Annotated in this window: 15 protein-coding genes and 1 pseudogene; 11 read left to right on the forward strand and 5 right to left on the reverse strand. The window is 64.6% G+C overall.

Going from position 1 to position 18,134, the window contains the following annotated elements:
• Positions 1 to 70: 70 nt before the first annotated feature.
• From urtE to urtA, 5 genes and pseudogenes are all read right to left on the reverse strand, one after another.
• Positions 71 to 766, reverse strand: coding sequence for an urea ABC transporter ATP-binding subunit UrtE (gene urtE / locus RID11_RS03515; RefSeq protein ID WP_350136050.1), 696 nt, complete (start codon positions 764 to 766; stop codon positions 71 to 73).
• Between the two features lie 3 nt (positions 767 to 769).
• Positions 770 to 1,510: pseudogene (urtD, locus tag RID11_RS03520) on the reverse strand (urea ABC transporter ATP-binding protein UrtD).
• Complete coding sequence (gene urtC, locus RID11_RS03525) at positions 1,507 to 2,691, reverse strand: urea ABC transporter permease subunit UrtC (RefSeq protein WP_350136051.1); 1,185 nt, start codon at positions 2,689 to 2,691, stop codon at positions 1,507 to 1,509. The pseudogene urtD and the gene urtC overlap by 4 nt, the downstream one beginning before the upstream one ends.
• Positions 2,692 to 2,694: 3 nt before the next feature.
• Positions 2,695 to 4,668: an urea ABC transporter permease subunit UrtB gene (gene urtB / locus RID11_RS03530; protein WP_350136052.1), complete on the reverse strand. Its 1,974-nt coding sequence runs from the start codon at positions 4,666 to 4,668 to the stop codon at positions 2,695 to 2,697.
• Between the two features lie 72 nt (positions 4,669 to 4,740).
• Complete coding sequence (gene urtA, locus RID11_RS03535) at positions 4,741 to 6,021, reverse strand: urea ABC transporter substrate-binding protein (RefSeq protein WP_350136053.1); 1,281 nt, start codon at positions 6,019 to 6,021, stop codon at positions 4,741 to 4,743.
• A gap of 422 nt (positions 6,022 to 6,443) precedes the next feature.
• Here urtA and RID11_RS03540 point away from each other — a divergent pair, with 422 nt between their 5' ends.
• From RID11_RS03540 to RID11_RS03590, 11 genes are all read left to right on the forward strand, one after another.
• Positions 6,444 to 7,757 (forward strand): PAS domain-containing sensor histidine kinase, encoded by a 1,314-nt coding sequence (locus tag RID11_RS03540; RefSeq protein WP_350136054.1) that lies wholly within the window; start codon positions 6,444 to 6,446, stop codon positions 7,755 to 7,757.
• Positions 7,754 to 8,746: an NADH-quinone oxidoreductase subunit B family protein gene (locus RID11_RS03545; RefSeq protein ID WP_350136055.1), complete on the forward strand. Its 993-nt coding sequence runs from the start codon at positions 7,754 to 7,756 to the stop codon at positions 8,744 to 8,746. The genes RID11_RS03540 and RID11_RS03545 overlap by 4 nt, the downstream gene beginning before the upstream one ends.
• Positions 8,743 to 10,173, forward strand: coding sequence for a nickel-dependent hydrogenase large subunit (locus RID11_RS03550; RefSeq protein WP_350136056.1), 1,431 nt, complete (start codon positions 8,743 to 8,745; stop codon positions 10,171 to 10,173). The genes RID11_RS03545 and RID11_RS03550 overlap by 4 nt, the downstream gene beginning before the upstream one ends.
• 81 nt (positions 10,174 to 10,254) lie before the next feature.
• Positions 10,255 to 12,468 (forward strand): carbamoyltransferase HypF, encoded by a 2,214-nt coding sequence (hypF, locus tag RID11_RS03555; protein ID WP_350136057.1) that lies wholly within the window; start codon positions 10,255 to 10,257, stop codon positions 12,466 to 12,468.
• 211 nt (positions 12,469 to 12,679) lie between these two features.
• Complete coding sequence (locus tag RID11_RS03560; RefSeq protein WP_350136058.1) at positions 12,680 to 13,786, forward strand: hydrogenase small subunit; 1,107 nt, start codon at positions 12,680 to 12,682, stop codon at positions 13,784 to 13,786.
• Positions 13,787 to 13,791: 5 nt separating this feature from the next.
• Positions 13,792 to 15,582 carry a nickel-dependent hydrogenase large subunit gene (locus RID11_RS03565; protein WP_350136059.1) on the forward strand — a complete coding sequence of 597 codons (1,791 nt, stop codon included), beginning with the start codon at positions 13,792 to 13,794 and terminating at the stop codon, positions 15,580 to 15,582.
• 19 nt (positions 15,583 to 15,601) lie between these two features.
• On the forward strand, positions 15,602 to 15,793 hold the full coding sequence (locus tag RID11_RS03570; protein WP_350136060.1) for a hypothetical protein: 192 nt from the start codon (positions 15,602 to 15,604) through the stop codon (positions 15,791 to 15,793).
• Positions 15,794 to 15,806: 13 nt separating this feature from the next.
• Complete coding sequence (gene cybH / locus RID11_RS03575) at positions 15,807 to 16,544, forward strand: Ni/Fe-hydrogenase, b-type cytochrome subunit (RefSeq protein ID WP_350136061.1); 738 nt, start codon at positions 15,807 to 15,809, stop codon at positions 16,542 to 16,544.
• 260 nt (positions 16,545 to 16,804) lie between these two features.
• Positions 16,805 to 17,413: a HyaD/HybD family hydrogenase maturation endopeptidase gene (locus RID11_RS03580; protein ID WP_350136062.1), complete on the forward strand. Its 609-nt coding sequence runs from the start codon at positions 16,805 to 16,807 to the stop codon at positions 17,411 to 17,413.
• A gap of 3 nt (positions 17,414 to 17,416) precedes the next feature.
• Complete coding sequence (locus RID11_RS03585; protein WP_350136063.1) at positions 17,417 to 17,737, forward strand: HypC/HybG/HupF family hydrogenase formation chaperone; 321 nt, start codon at positions 17,417 to 17,419, stop codon at positions 17,735 to 17,737.
• Between the two features lie 14 nt (positions 17,738 to 17,751).
• Positions 17,752 to 18,132 (forward strand): thioredoxin domain-containing protein, encoded by a 381-nt coding sequence (locus tag RID11_RS03590; RefSeq protein WP_350136064.1) that lies wholly within the window; start codon positions 17,752 to 17,754, stop codon positions 18,130 to 18,132.
• The last annotated feature ends 2 nt before the right edge of the window (positions 18,133 to 18,134 follow it).

The following is an 18,134-nucleotide window of genomic DNA, read 5'->3' on the forward strand; positions in this document are numbered from 1 at the left end:
CGGGACATCGCCACGTGCGCGCTGCGTGCGCCTGCGCTCTCAAATGCCCAAATAGCAGGCAAGCCGCCCATTAGATGGACACTTCGCGCAAGAGCCGCTCGCGCTCCACGGTCGCCGCAGGCTCGGACAGCCGCACCTCGCCGCGATTGAGCACGACCAGATCGTCGGCCAGATCATAGGCGAAATCGAAGAACTGCTCGACCAGCACGATGGCGATCTCGCCTTCGTCGCGCAAAAGACCGATCACCGCGCCGATCTGCTTGATGATATTGGGCTGGATGCCCTCGGTCGGCTCATCGAGCAACAGTACCCGGGGGCGGGCGATGAGGGCGCGGGCAATGGCGAGCTGCTGCTGCTGCCCGCCCGAGAGGTCACCGCCGCGCCGGTCGCGCATCTGTGCCAGCACCGGGAAGAGGTCGTAGATGCGGGGCGGGATGGTGTGATCGGATTTGGGCAGGCAGGCAAAGCCGGTTTGCAGGTTCTCGGTGACGGTGAGCAGCGGGAAGATCTCGCGCCCCTGCGGGACGTAGGCGATGCCCGATTGCGCGGCCAGCGCGGCGGAGAGGAGGGGCAATTCGCGCCCGTCGAGACTGATCCTCCCACCTGAGTAAGGATGCCGCCCGGCGATGGCCTTCAACAGGCTGGTCTTGCCGACGCCATTGGTGCCCATCACCGCCGTCACCGCACCGGGGCGGGCGGTGAGGCTGACGCCGTGCAGAATCTGCGAGGCGCCGTAATGCAGGGTGAGGCCGTCCACGCTCAGCATCGCTTATCTCCCGAGATAGACATCGATCACCTCTTTGTTCTTCGTAACGTGATCGAGGCTGCCTTCGGCCAGCACCGACCCTTCGTGCAGCACCGTTACCTTGCAGCCAAGGCGGCGCACGAATTCCATGTCATGCTCGATCACCACCACGGCGCGGGTCTGCGCCGCGCGTTTGAGGATGTCGGTGGTGTGCTCGCGCTCGGCGGGGGTCATCCCGGCGGCGGGCTCATCCACCAGCAAAAGGCGCGGGTCCTGCGCCAGCAACATGCCGATCTCCAGCCATTGTTTTTGCCCGTGGCTGAGGTCTCCCGCGCGGCGGGGCAGGTCGTCTGCGAGGCCGATTTCCTGGGCCAATTCCGCGATGCGTGCGGCCCCCTTTGACGAACGACGATAGAGCAGCACGTCAAATGGCCCGCGCTTGTTCTTGAGCGCCATGGAGAGGTTTTCGCGCACGGTCTGTTCCTCGAATACGGTGGGTTTCTGAAACTTGCGGCCAATGCCCGCCCGCGCGATGGCGCTTTCGCTCTTCCCCAGGAGCGAGATGTTTTTCTCGCCCCAGATCACCCGGCCCTCGTCGGGCCGCGTCTTGCCGGTGACGATATCCATGAAGGTTGACTAGCCCGCGCCGTTGGGGCCGATCACGGCGCGCAATTCCGGCTCGGCGATCTGGATCGAGAGGTTGTTGATGGCGCGGAAGCCGTCGAAGCTGACGGAGACGCCGGAGACTTCGAGAAGGGTGCTCATGATTTCCTCACCAGCATGTCGAAGAGCCCGCCGATGCCGCGCGGGAAGAACAGCGTGACGGCGACGAAGCCGAGACCCAGAAGCACCAGCCACCAGTCGGTCCAGTTGATCGTGTAGAAGCCGAGGTCGATATCGGGCGCGCCGCCGCCGGTGAACCAGCTTGACGCGAGCGAGACGACCGCCGCCCCGATCACCGCGCCGTAAAGTCTCCCGCGCCCGCCGATGGCGACCCAGACGGCGAGGTAAATGGACGCGATCGGGGCGATTTCGGCCGGGTTGATGATACCCGCCTGCGGGTAATAGAGCGCGCCTGCAAGGCCCGAGACAACGGCGGTGAGCGTGAAGATCACCAGCTTGTAGCTTTCGACATGGTAGCCGAGAAAGCGCACGCGGTTTTCATTGTCGCGGATGCCGCGAATGACCGAACCGAACTTGCCCGATATGAGCCAGGCGAAGAAGAGATAGCCCAGGCCGAGAGCGGCGGCGGAGGCCCAGAAGAACCATAGCGCGATAGTGGATTGCGGCAGGTGCAGCAGGCCGGGGATGTTCTGCAGGCCCGAGAGGCCATTGTTTCCACGCAGCCCGGTGTCATTCTGGAAGAGGTAGAGCGACAGAGCCAGCGTCATCGCCTGCGTCAGGATCGAGAGATAGACGCCGGTCACGCGGCTGCGGAAGGCGAGCCAGCCGAAGACCAGCGCCAGCAGCCCCGGCACCAGCACCACGAATAGAAGCTGCATGAAAAGGCTGTCGGCGAAGGCCCAGATCAGCGGCAACTCGTTGGAACCCACCACGCCGAAAATCTGGGTGGCGATGGCGTCGTTGATTTCTTCCTGCGTGGGCGGGATGGGGGCGTTTGCGAGCGACTCCACCACGATGCTCTCGGTGCGGGCATACATTAGCCACATGCCGATGGCGTAGCCGCCGAGGCCGAAAAAGGCGAAATGTCCGAGGCTGAGAATGCCGCAATAGCCCCAGACCACGTCCATCGCCACGGCAATGAGGCACAGGCAGAGCGTCATGCCGAGAATCTTGACCATCGAGGTCGAGAGGAGCGCCACCCCGAACCCTTCGGCCAGCACGGTGACGCCGAGGGTGAAGAGGCCGAGACAGCCCAGGAACCACATCACCGAGGGGTTTTCGGCCAGAAAGCTGCGGCGCGGGGTGATGTCAGGTTTGCTCATGGCTCAGTCCCCCGCCGCGCGGCCCTTGAGGGCGACGATGCCCTTGGGGCGGAACTGGATGAAGAGGATCACGAAGAGCACCATGTAGGTCTGCGCCGCCAGCGTGTTGGAGGGGTTGAACCACTCGATCCCCTTTTGCAGAAAGCCGATCAGCGAGGCTCCCGCGAGCGTGCCCCAGACATTGCCGACGCCGCCCACCACCACGGTCATGAAGCTTTGCACGATGTAATTGGCCCCCATCTCGGAGGTGACCTGCGCATAGAGCCCGATGGCCACCCCCGCGATCCCTGCGATGCCGGAGCCGAGGCCGAAGGTCAGCATGTTGATACGGTCGGGATTGATCCCCATCGAGGCGGCCATGCCTGGGTTTTGCGTGACCGCCCGCACCTCCAGCCCCAGACGGGTGCGTTTGAGAATGTAGAGCAGCAGCGCGAGGAAGATGAGGGCGAGGACGAAGATCGCCACGCGGATGGTCGAGATGCTGACGATGTCGTTGAGGGTGATCGCGCCGCCTAGCCAGTCGGGGGCGGTGAGGGGCCGCGCCTGCGTGCCGAAAATGTTCTTGGCCAGTTGTTGCAGGGCGATGGAGATGCCGAAAGTGGCCAGAAGCGTCTCCAGCGGCCTTGTATAGAGATGGCGGATCACCAGCCGCTCCATCGCGACGCCCGCGCCGAAGGTGACGGCAAAGGCGAGCGGCAGGGCGATGAGCAGGCTGACGGTGTAATCGGGGATGAAAAGCTGCACCACATAGCCGGTATAGGCCCCCATCATGATGAACTCGCCATGCGCCATGTTGATCACGCCCATCACGCCGAAGGTGATGGCGAGGCCGATGGCCGCGAGAAAGAAGATTGAGGCGAGCGACAGCCCGTCAAGCACAAGATCGGCGGTCTGGTAGAGGCCGAGGGTGCGCGAGGTGGCGGTGAGCGCGTCCTCGGCGGCCTGCGTGATCTGCGGGTCGGGTTGCAGGTATTCGGCGTAGAAGACATGGGCGGCAACGGCCTGCGCCACTTCGTCGGGGGCGGCGCGGGGCGGCACGGTGCCCGCCTGTTCAAGCGCCTCGTAGGCACGGGCGCGGGCGGCGGTGGTATCAAGCTGGTGCAGCGGCACGCCGCCGACGGTGCCGTCCACGATATGCTGTGCCAGCACGTCGCGCAGATCCGTTGCGGTCTGGCGCGGCGGGGCGAGGTCGGCTTCGACCAGGCGGTCATGGGCCTCGGCCTCGGTGAGATCGGTGCCGACCTCCAGCACGCGGGCGAGGTTGATATCGTCCGGCAGGGTTTCGGCCACGCCGTCGCGGGTGGCGGTGAGTTGGTTGAGAACGCTGCGCGCCTCAATGCTTGTATCGCCGCCAAGCCCGGCAATGGCGTCGAGACGCTCGGATTTCGTGGCCCCGAACTGTGCGACGAGCAGGGTGAGCAGGCGCTCCTTGCGGGTCTTCAGGGCGGGGTCGGTCTCGCCCTCGATGCTGTCGCGCAAGGGCGCGATCTGGCTTTCATCTGCGCTGCGTGTGATCGCCTCCAGTGCCTCTGCGCGGCGGGCGGGGTCGGCGGCGTTCAATTCGAATGGCACGAGGGCTGCGGCGAGTTCGCGGCGCACGCCAGCATTGGGACGGATTTGGTCCACCTCGCGGCTGCCCACTTCGGCCACCGCCGCGCCGCTGTCGATGTCGATGAGGCGCAGGGTGTCGCCCGCCTCCTCGGCGTAGAAGAAGAGCCCGTCCTCAGGGCGCAGATAAACCTCACGTGCCTCCCATTTGCGCAGGAAATCGGCCATTCCGGGGTGATCCGAGGCCAGAAGGTCAGCGATCACCGGGCCGATGGTCTGGCGCGATGGCTTGGCGAGATCGGCCTGGTGCTCTTGCAGGAGCGGTTGAAGCGCATCCTGCGCCGTCGCCACGCCGGGGCGCAGGACCATGGCGCAGGCGAGGATCATCAGCAGCGCCACGGCGCGGGCAAGGAGGGCGGTGAAACGCATGGTCTGTCCGGTCCTGAGCGGGGAATTCGGTGTGAGGAACCGCGCGGGGAGGTCCCGCGCGGCCCTGTTGCCTCAGTAGTTCGAGGTCATCTGCACGCAGGTGCCAGTCTCAGTATTGTACATGCCGCAGCCGAGATCCTTCCAGTCGCTCTTGAGCGGCGCGCTCTCGGGCAAGTGGTCGGTCCAGGCATCGCCGGGCACTTCCGCGGTCTGGCTGATGATGTCGAACTGACCATCATCGCGGATCTCGCCGATCAGCACCGGCTTGGAGAGGTGGTGATTGGCGTTCATCACCGCCGTGCCGCCGGTGAGGTTGGGATATTCCTGCCCCCACATCGCCGCGCGCACCGCGTCCACATCGGTGGTGCCCGCCTCGGTCACGGCATTCACCCACATGTTGAAGCCGATGTAATGCGCCTCCATCGGGTCGTTGGTGACGCGCTCTTCGCCGGCATAGGCCTTCCATGCCTCGACGAACTCGGCGTTGATCTCGGTATCTGCGGATTGGAAGTAATTCCACGCCGCGAGATGGCCGACGAGCGGCGCTGTATCGAGGCCCGAAAGTTCTTCCTCGCCCACCGAGAAGGCGACGACGGGGATATCGGCAGCGTCCACGCCTTGTGCGGCCAATTCCTTGTAGAAGCCCACATTGGCATCGCCGTTGATGGTTGAGATCACGCCCACCTGCTTGCCCGAGGCCCCGAGCGCCACCACGTCCGAGACGATGGTGGCCCAGTCGGAATGGCCGAAGGGGGTGTAGTTGACGAAGATGTCCTCATCCGCGATGCCCTTGGATTTCAGGTAGGAATCGAGGATGTTGTTGGTGGTGCGGGGATAGACATAATCGGTGCCCAGGAGCGCGAAGCTCTCGACGCCAAGCTCTTCGAGGAAGTAATCCACCGCCGGGATCGCCTGCTGATTGGGCGCGGCACCGGTGTAGAAGACGTTCTTCGAGCTTTCCTCGCCCTCGTATTGCACAGGGTAGAACATCAGCCCGTTGAGTTCCTCCAGCACCGGCAGCGCCGATTTGCGGCTCACGGATGTCCAGGAGCCGAAGATCACGTCGACCTCGCTCACGGTCAGCAATTCGCGCGCTTTTTCCGCAAAGAGCGGCCAGTCGGAGGCGGGATCGACCACCACAGCCTCGATCTCGCAGCCCAGAAGGCCGCCCTTGGCGTTCTGTTGTTCGACCAGCATCAGGACTGTGTCCTTGAGCGTGGTTTCAGAAATCGCCATCGTGCCCGACAGCGAATGCAGGACACCCACTTTTACGGGGCAGTCCTGTGCCCAAGCGGGGGCGCTCAAAAGTGCGGTTGTCGTGGCGAGGCTCGCCAGCATGGTCTTGGTTGTCATCTCTCGGAAACTCCCATGTCAGGGCTGCGCGGGCGGCAAGGGGTGGCTTTCCAAGCCAAATTCCCACTGCTAGGCTTGCGCGGCAGCATCTTGTGTGTTGTTGCCGTCCAGCGGTTTCTAGTCTGCCCGGACCGGGGCCGCTGGTCGGTATTTTCGCCCTCTCAGGCAGCGTCATCCAACATTGCAAGATGCGGCTGCGCCAATGATTGGCGCTTGACGGTGCATTTTATGCAGAGCTTAGCCAATTATTTGGGCGGCTTTGACGCGACTTGCCTATTTGTTCGGCAGTGCCTCACGGCGGGTTCGCTGCGCTGCAGCATTTTCGCGTGGCTGCGGCGCTCTTTCTTTTCGCGGGCATTGCCCGTAGGATTCTGCCCAAGGGACCGGGCGATGGTGCCCGGGCGACAGGGTAAGCGGCAGTCATGAGCATCGGCGACATCAACGGCGATCTGGGGGATCAGACCTGGGCGGATGTGCTTCGGGCGATGGACCGCACCTATGCCGAACTGGTCGATTACCAGGAGCAGCTTGAAAGCCGTAATGCAGAACTGACCAATCTGCGGCATTTTCTGTCCTCGATCATGGTCTCGATCAGCGACTATCTGGTCGTCGCCGACAAGCATGGCACCATCGCCGATGCGAGCGCGTCGTTCTGCAATCTCGTGGGAATCGAGGTCGCGGATCTTGCCGGTCGACCCTTGCGCGATTTCGTCGCTGAGGCCGATACCGGCGGGCTGGGCGAGGCGATGTCCGAAACCGTCGCGCTGCGCCGCACCCACACGCGGAGCGCTGATCTGGTTACGCCCGACGGGCTGGAGCCGGTGGAATTCAGCATCGCGCCGCAGCTGGACCGCCGCCGCAAGAGCACCGGCGTGGTGCTGACCGGGCGGCCATTGGGGGCGCTCAAGCGCGCCTATGCCGAACTGGAGCGCAGCCACGAGGCGCTCAAGCAGACGCAGGGGCAGTTGGTGCGCAACGAAAAGATGGCCTCACTGGGCCGTTTGCTGGCTGGGGTGGCGCATGAGTTGAACAACCCGATCAGCTTTGTATACGCCAACACCCACACGCTGGAGAAATACCTGGCGCGGTTCGAGACCTATTTCGAGCGGGTGCAGGCGGGGGCAAGCCGCGAGGACCTGGTGGCGCTGCGCGAAGAGTTGAAGCTGGATCGCAATCTCAAGAACCTGGCCCAGGTGGTGCAGGGGGCGCGCGACGGGGCCGAACGGGTGCGCGACATTGTCGAGGACTTGCGCCGTCTTTCGGCGGATGGCGCGGGAGAGATGTCGGATTTCGATCTGGCAGAGACCGCACGCGTCGCCGTCAACTGGATCGAGCGGGGCAGTAAATCCGAGATGCGCATCAGCTTCACCGGTGAGGAACCCTGCCGGGTGCGGGGGCGGCCGGGCCATATCCAGCAGGTCTTGATGAACCTCGTACAGAACGCCTTTGATGCGATGGACGGCGTCGAGGACCCTGCGCTGCGGCTGGATATGCGCTATGAAGGCGCGTTCGCGGTGCTGGATATCTGCGATACCGGCCCGGGCATCCCCTCGGCGCAGGCGCAGGCGATTTTCGATCCGTTCTTCACCACCAAGGAGGTGGGCAAGGGCACGGGGCTGGGCCTGTCGATCTCGCACAAGATCGTCGAGGAACATGGCGGCACGCTGGAACTGGTCGAGGGGGCTGATCCCGGCGCCTGTTTCCGGTTGCGCCTGCCTGCGGGAGAACGCGCATGAACATCCTGTGGCTGCAATCGGGGGGCTGCGGCGGCTGCACAATGTCGCTGCTCTGTGCCGAGGACCCCAATGTGCTGGCGCTGTTGGATGGCGCAGGGCTGGAGTTTCTCTGGCATCCGACGCTGAGCGAGGCCACGGGTGCGCCGGTGCGAGCGATGTTGGAAGACATTCGCGCGGGGCGGCGGTCGCTGGATATTCTCTGTGTCGAAGGTTCGATCCTGCGTGGGCCGAATGGTACCGGGCGCTATCACATGCTGGCGGGCACGGGGCGTTCGATGCTCGACTGGTTGCGTGATCTGGCACCAAGGGCCGCGCATGTGGTGGCGGTGGGCACCTGCGCCACCTATGGCGGCGTGACCTCGGCCGGAGAGAACCCCGCCGATGCGGTGGGTGTGCAATATGACGGGGCGCATCCCGGCGGGGCGCTGCCCGCCGGTTTCCGGTCGCGTGCAGGCATGCCGGTGATCAATGTGGCAGGCTGCCCCACGCATCCCGACTGGGTGACGGAGACGTTATTGATGCTGGCTGCCGGTGAGCTGCGCGAAGACATGCTGGACGGTTATGCGCGGCCAAGGTTCTATGCCGATCATCTGGTGCATCACGCCTGCCCCAAGAACGAGTTCTATGAATACAAGGCGAGCGCCACGCATCTGTCGGAGATGGGCTGCATGATGGAACATCTGGGTTGCGTGGGCACGCAGGCGGTCGGGGATTGCAATATCCGCGGCTGGAACGGCGAGGGCAGTTGCACGCGCGCGGGGTACCCCTGTATCAACTGTACTGCGCCCGAATTCGAGGAGCCCGGCCACGGCTTTGCCGAAACGCCGAAATTTGCGGGCATCCCGGTCGGGCTGCCGTCGGACATGCCAAAGGCGTGGTTCATGGCACTGGCAAGCCTGTCGAAAGCAGCAACGCCGCCGCGCATCGCGCGCAATGCCGTGGCCGACCGGATCACCGTGCCCCCCAGCCTCAAGAAACCCAAACCATGAGCGAGGCGCAGCTTCTGGTCGGGCCGTTCAATCGCGTCGAGGGCGATCTGGAAATCCGTCTCGACGTGGAGGCGGGGCGTGTGCGCGCGGCTTACGTCAATTCGCCGCTCTTTCGCGGGTTCGAGCGGATGCTATTGGGCAAGGGGGCGATGGATGCCCTGACCATCACGCCGCGCATTTGCGGGATTTGCTCGATCAGCCAGTCGGCGGCGGCGGCCCGGGCGCTGGCGCAGGCGGCGGGGGTGGTGCCGGCACCCGAGGGCGAGAAGGTCGCGGCACTCTTGCATGCGGTTGAAAATCAGGCCGATCACATGACGCATTTCAACCTGTTCTTCATGCCTGATTTCGCGCGGCCGGACTATGCGGGGCATGACTGGCATGACCGCACCGTGGCACGGTTTACGGCGATGAAGGGCTCTGCCCTGCATGCCGCAATGGAGGCGCGGGCGCGGCTGTTGCATATCGTGGGCCTCTTGGGCGGCAAGTGGCCGCATACGATGGCCATTCAACCCGGTGGCGTGACACGCGCGCCAAGCCTGCGCGACAAGCTGCGGATGCAGGCCAGTTTGCGCGCCTTTCGTGCGTATCTGGAGGCGGAGATGTTCGGTGCGCCGCTGGAGGACTTCATCGCGCTCGACGGCATCGCGGCTATGGAAGCGTGGCAAACGGGCGATGTCGGGTTGTTTCTGGAAATTGCCGACGATCTCGATCTGGCGCGCATGGGGTGCGGCGCCGGGCGGTATCTGTCCTACGGGGCCTATCCGACAGCGACTGGTCCTGTCTTTGCGCGCGGCATCTGGACCGGAGGTGCGGCGGGGCTGTTCGATCCTGCGCTGATCCGCGAGGATCTGAGCCATGCCTGGATGCTGGGCGAGGCGGCGCATCCCGAGGCCGGGCAGACCCTGCCCGACGAGGCGATGCGCGATCCGGGATATAGCTGGTGCAAGGCCCCGCGCCTGGACGGGTTGGGCTATGAGACCGGTGCCTTGGCGCGGCAGGTGGTGGATGGGCACGCCCTGGCGCGGGCGCTGGCCCGCGAGGGCGGCGTGCGGGCGCGCATTGTCGGGCGGCTGCTGGAAATCGCGCGTACGCAGGTGGTGATGGAGGAGATGTTGGCCGCGATCGACCCTGCCGAACGGTTCATGGCCGAATGGTCGCCGCCACGGGACGGGGCGGGCGAGGGCCTGGTGGAGGCCGCGCGCGGTGCCTTGGGCCACTGGTGCATGATCGAGAACGGGCGCATTGCCTCCTGGCAGATCATCGCGCCGACGACGTGGAATTTCAGCCCGCGCGACGCGGGGGGCGTGCCGGGGCCGCTCGAGGCGGCGCTGGTCGGGGCGGAGGTGCAGCCGGGGGAGGATACGCCGCTTGCGGTGCAGCATATCGTGCGCAGTTTCGATCCTTGCATGGTCTGCACGGTGCATTGATGGGAAATTTTGGGGGCTCTGCCCCCGTCGCCGTATCGGCGACTCCCCCGGAATATTTGAGGCAAGATGAAGAGCAGGGCGATGGCTGAGGGCTGGCGCATCCGGGTGCGGGGGCAGGTGCAGGGGGTGGGGTTTCGTCCCTTCATCTGGCAACTGGCGCGCGAGATGGGGCTGCGGGGCCGTGTCCTGAACGATGCCGAGGGGGTGCTGATCGAGGCGGCGGGGCCGGGATTGGCGGTGTTCGTGGCGGCGATCCGTGACCGTGCGCCGCTTTTGGCGCGGATTGATTCCATTGAATATCAAGAGGTTGAGATCGATTCTGGTGCCGCGTTCGAGATCGCGGCGAGCGGGGCGGCGGGGGCCGAGACGCGGGTGACGCCGGATGCGGCGACTTGCCCGGATTGCGTGGCGGAGATCAACGCGCCGGGGCGCAGGCAGGGCTATGCCTTCACCAATTGCACCCATTGCGGGCCGCGATTCACCATTCTGCAGGGCTTGCCCTATGACCGGGCGCGGACCACGATGGCGGCGTTTCCGATATGCGATGCCTGTCGGGCCGAGTACGAAAATCCCGGCGACCGGCGCTTTCACGCGCAGCCCGTGGCCTGCCCTGACTGCGGCCCGCGTATCTGGTTGGAGCCGAAGGACGGGGACCCGATTGCGGGGGCTGTATCGTGTCTGCAAAGCGTCGGTATTCTGTCGGTAAAGGGATTGGGCGGTTTCCACCTTGCTTGTGACGCGCGCGCGCCTGCGGCGGTGGCGCTCTTGCGGGCGCGCAAGCGGCGTCCGACCAAGCCCTTTGCGCTGATGGGCACGCTGGAGATGATCCGCGCGTATTGCGCCGTGTCGGAGGAGGAAGCGGCGCTGCTGCGCGATCCGGCGGCCCCGATCGTGCTGCTGCGCAAGGCGGGGGACGCGCTGCCCGAGGCAGTGGCGCCGGGGCAAGCGGTGCTGGGGTGGATGCTGCCCTATACCCCGCTGCATCACCTGCTGATCGATGCCTTCGGCGGGCCGCTGGTAATGACGAGCGGCAATCTGTCCGGTGAGCCGCAGGTGATCGGCAACGCGGAGGCACGCGAGAAACTGGGCGGCTTCGCGGATGCCTTTCTGATGCATGATCGCGACATCGCCCGGCGGCTGGATGACAGCGTGGAGCGCGCGCATCCGCCGATGGTGCTGCGCCGCGCGCGGGGCCGGGTGCCGGGTACGCTGCCCCTGCCTGAAGGTTTTGAGGATGCGCCGCAGGTCGTGGCCTATGGCGGGCAGATGAAGGCGGCGATTTGCCTGGTGAAGAACGGTCAGGCGCTGCTGGGGCATCATCTGGGCGAGTTGGACGAGGCGCTGACCCATGATGCGTTTCTGGCGGCGGATGCGGATTACGGGGCGCTCTTCGATCATCACCCGGAGATCGTGGCCTGCGATCCGCATCCCGGATACCGCGCGACGCAGCATGCCCATGCCTGTGGCCTGCCGGTGGAAGAGGTGCAGCATCACCACGCGCATTTGGCCGCCTGCATGGCCGAGAATGGCTGGCCGCTTTCGGGCGGGCGTGTGGCGGGGATCGTGTTGGATGGTTTGGGGCTGGGGGCCGATGGCACGATCTGGGGCGGTGAGGTGTTGCTGGGGGATTACTGTGGCTTTGAGCGGCGCGGATGGCTGAGCCCGGTGGCGATGCCGGGCGGCGACATGGCGAGCCGCGAGCCGTGGCGCAACGCGCTGGCGCAGCTTGATGCGGCGGGGCTGGGGCACGTGGCCGATGAGATCTTCGGTGCGCACCCGCTTGGCCTGCTGCGGCAGGCGGTGCGGGCGGGGGTGAATGCGCCGCTGACGTCGTCGGCGGGGCGGCTCTTCGATGCCTTTGCCGCCGTGCTGGGGTTCGAGGCGGCGCAATCCTATGAGGGTGAGGCGGCGATGACGCTGGAGGCCCGGGCGGTGCCGGGCGATGTCGGGGCCTATCCTCTGGGGGGCGTCGACGGGGTGATCGAGGCGGAACCGCTGTGGCAGGCCTGGGCGCGGGACCGCGCGGCGGGGGTCGCGCCCGAGCTGATGGCGGCGCGGTTTCATGCCGGGTTGGCGCGAGGGTTTGCCGCCCGCGCGCGGGCGCTGGTCGAGAGCGGCGAGACGGCGGCGGTGGCGCTTTCGGGCGGGTGTTTCCAGAATGCACTGTTGCTGGAGATGACTGTCGCGGCGCTGGGCGATCTGCCGGTGCTGATCCATCGCCTTGTGCCTGCCAATGATGGTGGTCTGGCGCTGGGGCAGGCGGTTGTGGCGGCGGCGCGGGCGGTAAGCCGCTGACCGGCAGGCGTGGTCAGCCGGTCAGCAGATGGCCGGTGGAGCCGGGGGACGGTTTGGCCAAAGTCGCCTTAACCATCTGATTTATATATCATTACCAATAGGGGCGGTGAGGTCGTCTTTTCTTGGACAGGCACGACAGCGCTTGGTTTGATGACACTCAGGGGGATGTATACGCGTGCATCCCGAGGGGAAGACCGAGGGAGGACCAGCCTTGAGCCAGATCGAAACCTTTTATGATGTGATGCGCAGGCAGGGGATCACCCGGCGCAGTTTCATGAAATACTGCTCGCTTACGGCGGCCGCATTGGGGCTGAGCCCGGCGATGGTGCCGCGCATCGCGCATGCGATGGAGACCAAGCCGCGCACCCCGGTGATCTGGGTGCACGGGCTGGAATGCACCTGCTGTTCGGAGAGTTTCATACGTTCGGCCCACCCTTTGGCCAAGGATGTGGTGCTGTCGATGATCAGTCTCGACTATGACGACACGTTGATGGCCGCCGCCGGGCATCAGGCCGAAGCGGCGATGCGGGACACGATCGAGAAGTACAAGGGCAACTACATCCTTGCGGTCGAGGGCAATCCGCCGCTCAACGAGGATGGCATGTTCTGCATCTCGGGCGGCAAGCCGTTTGTCGAGAAGCTGCGCTATGCCGCCAAGGATGCCAAGGCGATCATCAGTTGGGGGGCGTGCGCGTCCTATGGCTGTGTGCAGGCCGCCAAGCCCAATCCGACGCAGGCGACGCCGGTGCACAAGGTCATCACCGACAAGCCGATCATCAAGGTGCCGGGCTGCCCGCCGATTGCGGAGGTGATGACCGGGGTGATCACCTACATGCTCACCTTTGACCGTCTGCCGGAGCTGGACCGGCAGGGGCGGCCGACGATGTTTTACGGTCAGCGTATCCATGACAAGTGCTATCGTCGGCCGCATTTCGACGCGGGCCAGTTCGTCGAGCAATGGGACGACGAGAACGCGCGCAAGGGCTATTGCCTCTACAAGATGGGGTGCAAGGGGCCGACGACCTATAACGCCTGCTCCACCGTGCGCTGGAACGAGGGGGTGAGTTTTCCGATTCAGTCGGGTCATGGCTGTATCGGCTGTTCCGAGGACGGGTTCTGGGATCAGGGCAGTTTCTATGACCGGGTGACGGATCTGACGCAGTTCGGGGTCGAGGCCAATGCCGACAAGGTCGGCATGGCTGCCGCTGGCGTGGTGGGGGCCGGTGTGGCCGTTCACGCCGCCATATCGGCGCTGAAGGCGGCGCAGAAGAAAACACAGACCCAAGTCACCAAACAACCCAGCAAAGAGGAGGCTTGAAGCCCATGACTGTGACGCCGAACGGCTTTGACCTCGACAATACGGGCCGCCGCATCGTGGTGGACCCGGTGACGCGGATCGAAGGGCATATGCGCTGCGAAGTGAATGTGGATGATCAGGGTGTCATTCGCAACGCGGTCTCTACGGGCACCATGTGGCGCGGGCTCGAGGTGATCCTCAAGGGCCGCGATCCGCGCGACGCCTGGGCCTTTACCGAGCGCATCTGTGGCGTCTGCACCGGCACGCATGCGCTGACGAGCGTGCGGGCGGTGGAGGACGCGCTGGGCATCACGATCCCCGACAACGCCAATTCCATTCGCAACATCATGCAGCTGAACCTGGAAATTCACGATCATGTCGTGCATTTCTATCACCTGCATGCGCTGGATTGGGTGAATCCGATCAACGCGCTGCGCGCCGATCCCAAGGCGACGAGCGAGTTGCAGCAGGCGGTGAGCCCGTCGCATCCGCTGTCCTCGCCCGGCTATTTCCGCGATGTGCAGAACCGGCTCAAGAAATTCGTGGAAAGCGGGCAGCTGGGGCTGTTCAAGAACGGCTATTGGGACAATCCCGCCTATCTGTTGCCGCCCGAGGCGGATCTGATGGCCACGACGCATTACCTCGAGGCACTGGATCTGCAGAAGGAGATCGTCAAGATTCACACCATCTTTGGCGGCAAGAACCCGCATCCCAACTGGCTGGTGGGGGGCGTGCCCTGCCCGATCAACGTGCATTCCACAGGGGCGGTGGGCGCAATCAACATGGAGCGGCTGAACATGGTCAGTTCCATCATTGATCTGTGTGACGAGTTCAACCGCAACGTTTATCTGCCGGATGTGATCGCCATTGGTGGGTTCTACAAGCAATGGCTGCATGGTGGCGGGCTGTCGGGCAAATCGGTCATGGCCTATGGGGATTTTCCCGAGAACCCCAATGACTTCTCGCCCGCCAACCTGCATCTGCCGAGGGGCGCGATCATCAACGGCAACCTCAACGAGGTGCATGAGGTCGATGTGCGCGACCCCGAGCAGATACAGGAATTTGTCGATCACAGCTGGTATCGATATGGCGAGGCGGGCAAGGGGCTGCACCCCTGGGATGGAGAAACCGAGGCCAATTACGAGCTTGGCCCCAATGCCAAGGGCACGCGCACCAATATCGAGCAGATCGACGAGGCGGCGAAATACAGCTGGATCAAGGCACCGCGCTGGCGCGGTCATGCGATGGAGGTGGGGCCGCTGGCGCGCTATGTCGTGGGCTATGCGCAGGGGCACGAGGATATCCGCAATCAGGTGGATGGCCTGTTGCGCGCGCTCGATGTGCCGTTCGATGCGATTTTCTCGACCCTCGGGCGCACCGCTGCGCGGGCGCTGGAATCGGAATATTGCGGGCGGCTGCAAAAGCATTTCTTCGACAAGCTGGTGCAGAACATCAAGAACGGCGATGAGAGCACCGCCAATATCGCCAAATGGGACCCCTCGACATGGCCCAAGGAGGCCAAGGGCGTGGGCATGACCGAGGCCCCGCGCGGCGCGCTGGGGCATTGGATCAAGATCAAGGACGGACGCATCGAGAATTACCAATGCGTGGTGCCGACGACATGGAACGGCAGCCCGCGCGACACCGCAGGCAATATCGGGGCGTTCGAGGCGTCGCTGATGAACACGCCGATGGAACGGCCCGAAGAGCCGGTCGAGATCCTGCGCACGCTGCACAGTTTCGATCCGTGTCTGGCCTGTTCCACGCATGTGATGTCGGAAGAGGGCGACGCATTGACCACGGTCAAGGTGCGCTGATCCAAGGGAGGAAGAGACCATGAAACACGCAATCACGATCTATCTGGCGGGCACGGGTGCTGCCTTGGCGCATGGCGGGCACGATGCGGCGCTGCCGCAAGAGGGGCTGCTGCATTGGCTGGCCGCACCGGTGCATGCGCCGGGGCTGATCCTGCTGGCGGTGGTTCTGGGCGGGCTGGCGGTCTGGCGCGCCACACGCCGCAGGGATTGAGGGAGGCCATGTCATGAGCAGCAGCGATAGCGGGTTGCATGACGCCGACGAGGGCGATCTAGCCACCGTGGCGCGGCAGACGAGCGTCTATGTTTACGAGGTGCCGGTGCGGCTCTGGCACTGGATCAATGCGCTCGCGATCCTCGTGCTGTGCGTGACGGGATATTTCATCGGCGCGCCGCCGCCCTCGATGCAGATCGCCGAGGCAACGCATCAGTTCGTCTTTGGCTATATCCGGTTCGCGCATTTCGCGGCGGGCTGGATCCTTGCCATCGGGTTTCTGGGGCGGATCTACTGGGCGATCTTCGGCAATCACCATGCCCGGCAATTGTTCTTTGTGCCGCTATGGCGCGGGGCGTGGTGGCGCGAGGTGTTCTTTGAATTGCGCTGGTATCTGTTTCTGGAACGCGAGCCCAAGAAATACGTGGGCCATAACCCGCTGGCGCAACTGGCGATGTTCTGTTTCATCACGCTGGGGGGGTCCTTCATGATCGTGACCGGCCTTGCGCTCTATTCCGAGGGGCTGGGCAAGGAAAGCGGTCTGTACGCCATGTTCGGCTGGGTGTTCACGCTGTTCGGCAACAACCCGCATATCGTGCATACCTATCATCACCTTGGGATGTGGTGGATCGTGATCTTCATGATCATCCATATCTACGTGGCCATCCGCGAGGATATCATGAGCCGTCAATCCATCGTCTCGACGATGATTTCCGGCACGCGGACATTCAAGGACGACCGGCCCGACTGATCGCAGGGCATCCGTTCGAACAAGAGGTGGAAAGGCGGGTATGCGACCCGCCTTTTCCTTTTGGATGGTTTGTTTCCAATATACCTGAATGATGGATATTAAGATTCCATTAATTGCCTTGATTGGTGCAGGAGTGCCGTGTAAACATCTGTTTTGAATTGATTTTTTATCCCTGTGCGCAGGCCGGTTTTTGGTGTCCATCGGCATGCCGGGCGGTCAGTCTCGGGGCGAGGATCGCAATCGCGCATGGAGGAGGAGACATGCAGCCAAGCGTGCTGATACTGGGCATTGGAAACGTGCTCTGGGCGGATGAGGGGTTTGGCGTGCGCTGTGTCGAGCGGCTGGCGGCACGCTGGTCGTTCGGGGCCGGGGTCACGGTGCTGGATGGCGGCACGCAGGGGTTATACCTGCTGCCGTTCATGGAGGGCGCCGACCGGCTGATCGTGTTCGATGCGGTCGATTACGGCCTGCCCCCCGGCACGATGAAAATCGTCGAGGACGAAGCCGTGCCCGCCTTCATGGGCGCGAAAAAGATGAGCCTGCATCAGACCGGGTTTCAGGACGTGATCGCCACGGCGCAATTGATGGGCTACTGCCCCGAGCGCCTGTTGCTGATCGGCTGTCAGCCCGAGGAGCTGGAGGATTACGGCGGTGGCCTGCGCGATGTCGTGGCCGCGCAGATCGACCCTGCCATCGAGGTGGCGCTGGCGCGGCTGCGCGACTGGGGTGTCGAGATGCGCCCCGGCATGAGCGACGCCACGCTGCTGGCTGACCCGTCGATCCGGCAGGATGCCTATGAGACCGGCCGCCCGAGTGCCGATACCGCCTGTCGCGTCGGCGACGCGCGGTTTTTTCCCGGTGAGGGCTGAGCGATGTGCGTGGGCATTCCCATGCGCGTCATCTCGGTCGACGGGATCGCCGCGCGCGCCACGGATGGCGAGGATGAGGCGTTGATTGACCTGACGCTGACCGGTGCGGTGGCGCCCGGCACCTGGGTGCTGACCCACCTGGGCGCGGCGCGCGAGGTTCTGGACGAGGCCGAGGCGCACAAGATCGCCGCCGCCGTGCGCGCGCTCAAATCCATCATGGCGGGGGGCGGGATGGGCGATGCCTTTGCCGATCTGGAGGCGCGCGCGCCCACCCTGCCGCCGCATCTGCACGCCGCCCGCGCTGCGGGCAAGACCACCGCATGAAAGAGGGAACGCACATGACACATCCGTTGATCGACCGGCTGAGCACCGAACTGGGCTGGCCCTATCTGGACAGCGCCGAGGGTCTGGCCGCGTTCACCACGCCCGAGGGGGTGCATGTGCTCTTTGTGCCCGGCGACCCGGCGCGCAATCTGGAGAGCGCCGATGTGGCGGTGATCCTGCCCGAGTTGCGGATGGCCTTTCAGGGCCGCTTCGATTGTGCCGTGGTGGGCGATGCCATCGAGACCGAGCTGCGCGAGGCGACCAAGGTGTTCAAGACGCCGAGCCTGATCTTTTACCGCGCGGGCGAGGTGATCGGGGCGATCCCCAAGGTGCGCGACTGGGACGAATACATGGCCCGGATCACGCAGATCCTGACCCGCAGCCAAGCCGCCTGAGG

It is taken from the genome of Roseovarius sp., from assembly GCF_040219995.1.
Lineage (GTDB): Bacteria > Pseudomonadota > Alphaproteobacteria > Rhodobacterales > Rhodobacteraceae > Roseovarius.